At 35.7% G+C, this 3,330-nt stretch carries 1 protein-coding gene; it reads right to left on the reverse strand.

The window, feature by feature from the left end; genetic code table 11:
* The coding region (locus tag NYG92_RS09050; protein ID WP_289234202.1) for an ADP-ribosyltransferase-containing protein at positions 1-3,330 on the reverse strand (3,330 nt) is incomplete at both ends.

Genomic DNA, 3,330 nt, shown 5'->3' on the forward strand with positions numbered 1-3,330 from the left:
TCCCTAAACTTGCGCCTAAAAAGCCCGCCGCAAATTTCGCAGGGTCAAAGCTTAAATTCCCCTCCTCATCTTGCTCTACGCCGTTTAGCACCCCGCCTACTAACCCCGCTCCTATGTGAGGGTTAGAATAATACATGTTTTCGCTATTTTCGTTGAAATATTTATGCTCCGCTTCGCTATTTTTGGGCTTATTTTTAGTAATATTGCTTTTTTTGTCAGTAAAGCTTCCCTTATTGTCAATATGCTTAATTTGATTAGGATTGAAAACGCTATGTCGTAAATTTCCATTTAATTTAGTTTTTAAAACTATGCCATCATATCCCTTGCTTTCTAAAAACTCTTTAAATTTAAAGTCTTTTTGAAAATAATCTATACTCAAGCCTTGATTTTTTGCTTCTTTAAGTAATGCTTTCCCCTCATCATCAAGCCAGTCAAATACCCATTTATCCCCCTCTTTTTGATAAGTTAGCCATATAGGATTTTTCATTTTTAAAAATACAGGGTAAATAGCCTTTCCTCCCTTATCTTTTGCAAAATCCTCTGCTATTATTTTCCCATCTGTGAACCAAAATCCTGTTTTGCCTTTGTCAAATTCCTTTTTAAATACTTGAAATCTCGCACCGCTTCCGTGATAAAACACATTAGGCAATCCGTTTTCATCTTTGGTTAAAGGGTGTGAGTTTTTATGCCACTCTAGCAAATCTTTAGCCTTTTTCTCATCATAATGAAACTTTTCCATAGCTAAATTTATGTTTTTTTGTGGTATAATGTCCTCTAAAGGTTTATGAGGCATCGGCTCATTGTAATTGCTAGTAACGGATGCTATGCTACTAGCTTCCTTTTTGCCTTTGATTTGTGGTTCAAAGCTTGTTACGACCCATACATTACTATCATTTATAACCTTGCCTTCTTTATCCTTAAAACCCTTATTTAAGCCGACTATATAATCATTTGTAACGACATTATAACCATTATAAGTTTTTTGGATTTCGCCTTGCTCTATGATTTGCGGGATTTTAAAAACATCAAATTCAGGGTGTTTGTCTAAAATGTGTGCTAACCCATAGCCTTTATGCTTTTCTAAGTCCGTGATTTCCCCCCAGACCAAATCAATGTCCCCTAATTCCTCCCTGTAAAACGCTCCACTGACTTGGGCTTTGAATTCGCCTTTTTCGCCGCTTTCTTTAAAAGCCCCAGCCTCTCTGATTAGCTTTTTAATCGCACCTTTGCCGTCTCTGTAAAACTCCGCATAGTTCGTGCCAAATTCCTCTAGCGGCTTAAGGTTTAAATGTTTTTCTATCGCTTTTCTTATTTTAGGGTATATTGGCCTGAATATCTTTACACTTTCAGATTTAACCCCTAGCCTTTCTCCAATAAGCTCAAAGACTCCATCCAATTGATCCCAATATAAATTTAAAGGGCGTAATAAACTTTCTTTTGTTTTGAAATACTTTAGATTTAAGGCTTTTGCGGTTTCTTTATAGATGTATTCTTGCATTTTGTTTCTTATGTTTTCCCGGCTGTTTCTTGTATTTTCCCAGCTAAATTCTGAATAAGGGCTGATCATCTCATCTTCTAAAGCTAGTAAATAATTATATTCTTGCGGATGCTTTATTTCTAAACCCTCTAGCCTTTCCACTTCTTTTTCTAGCTCTCTGCCATATTCGCTTCTCAATGATTCTAATTTGTAATATTCTTTTTCAAGCGGGCTGGGATTCTTTTTTTCTCCGTCTTGTTTTTTAAAGTTTTCTAGATTGTCTGCTTCTTTCCACAATGCTTTCATTTCGCGGATTAAGCCTTGCACCTTTCTAACTTCTTCTAAATTTATTTTTTGTCTTTTTTGTTCTGTTATTTTTTTATGTAAATTCTTAATGTTATATCTTGTTAAGTGACTCGCATATTTTGGATTATTCTCTAGTATTTCACCAATTCTTTCTCGTATCTTCTTTTCTGCTTCGTCTCTTAGCGTGCGATAGATTTCTACTTGTTGGTTAATTTGTTCTTTTAATCTTTTTCTTAAATCTTGCGTTTGGGGATTTATAATCTTAGAATTTTGTGGTATACTTTCATTTAGATTTGCCTCGCCGTTCAACGCTTCGGCGCTTAATTCGGGCTTAGCGATTATTGGAAGCTCGGGCAAATCACTATATAAAAGCTCCCCTCCCTCCTCAATTTTATTTTTAAGATTATTTAAAGTTTTCGGCGCATTACTTGTGATGACCCACTCACCCTCATCATTTCTGCTTACACTAGCAAAAAATTTGCCTAGCCTTTCGTCTCGATAATCCTTAGCAAAAATCAAAGCCCCATCCGCTTGTTTAACGACAGCATCCGCATTTTCTAAAGTCTCTTTAATAAATGGTAAAAACTCCTCTCTATTACGCTTTAAAAGCTTGTCAAAACTGCCCTTTGTAAGCTTTATTTCATCGCCCTTTAGCACTGGCTCTAAAGCCTCTTTCACTTCTTTGCTAAATTTCGGCGTGTAAGCCTCCTCCATACTCTTTAAGCCAAAAGTTTCTAACCATTGCTCTTGGTCCGCTTTTTGTGCTATAATTTCCTTTGAGCCATTAGGGTCTAAGGAGTTACTTGGATTTACTCTAAGGGATTCGCCGCCGCTTATGCGGTCTCTAACTGGCTCTTTAAAAATATTGCTATTTTCAAGGCTTCCATTTTCTTTATACATAGTTTTTAGTTTTAGCTCATTATCTTTCGTGCTTATGCTTTCTATGATAATGTGATAACCATTAATTTGCTTACCGCTCACTAGTATTTTTTGATTATCCTCACTTAAAATAATCTTTCTTTTATCCGCTTCATTGACTATTTTAGCGTGATTAGCATAATCCTCATTTTCCACGATAAGCTGTCCATTTTTAGCTAGTGCAGAATTTACGCCGTGCCTCTTTTCAATATGCTTTAAGGCGTTGCCGTTCATAGTTATTTTAACGCCCTTTTGAAAATTAAGCCCTAATTCATCTGCTAAATTTTCACTTTCTAAGTTTCCCACCCATATTTTCGCATTTTGCTCTTTTGCTTGCTCTAAAAGCTCGTTTGTTAGCTCCTCTTTTTCTGCTTTTCTTAAAGGCTTAGTTTTATCTAGCAAATCGCTTTTAAGCTTTTCGCTCTCATTTTCGACCCCAGCACTTTCTTTAGGCTTTGAGGACTGGGGTTCGTTTGTATTGAAAAACCTTTGCGCTTGTTTGTTTGCCTTTTGTATTTGAAATTGTATATTTTCAATTTGGTTTTTAGTCTTTTCAAGCCCTGTGATATATTTGTAAAATTTATTTTCTATATCTTTAAGCTCTTGCATTTTCTCAAAATAATCATCTC

Origin of the sequence: Campylobacter felis, from assembly GCF_030250085.1 — a bacterium.
Classification (GTDB): domain Bacteria; phylum Campylobacterota; class Campylobacteria; order Campylobacterales; family Campylobacteraceae; genus Campylobacter_D; species Campylobacter_D upsaliensis.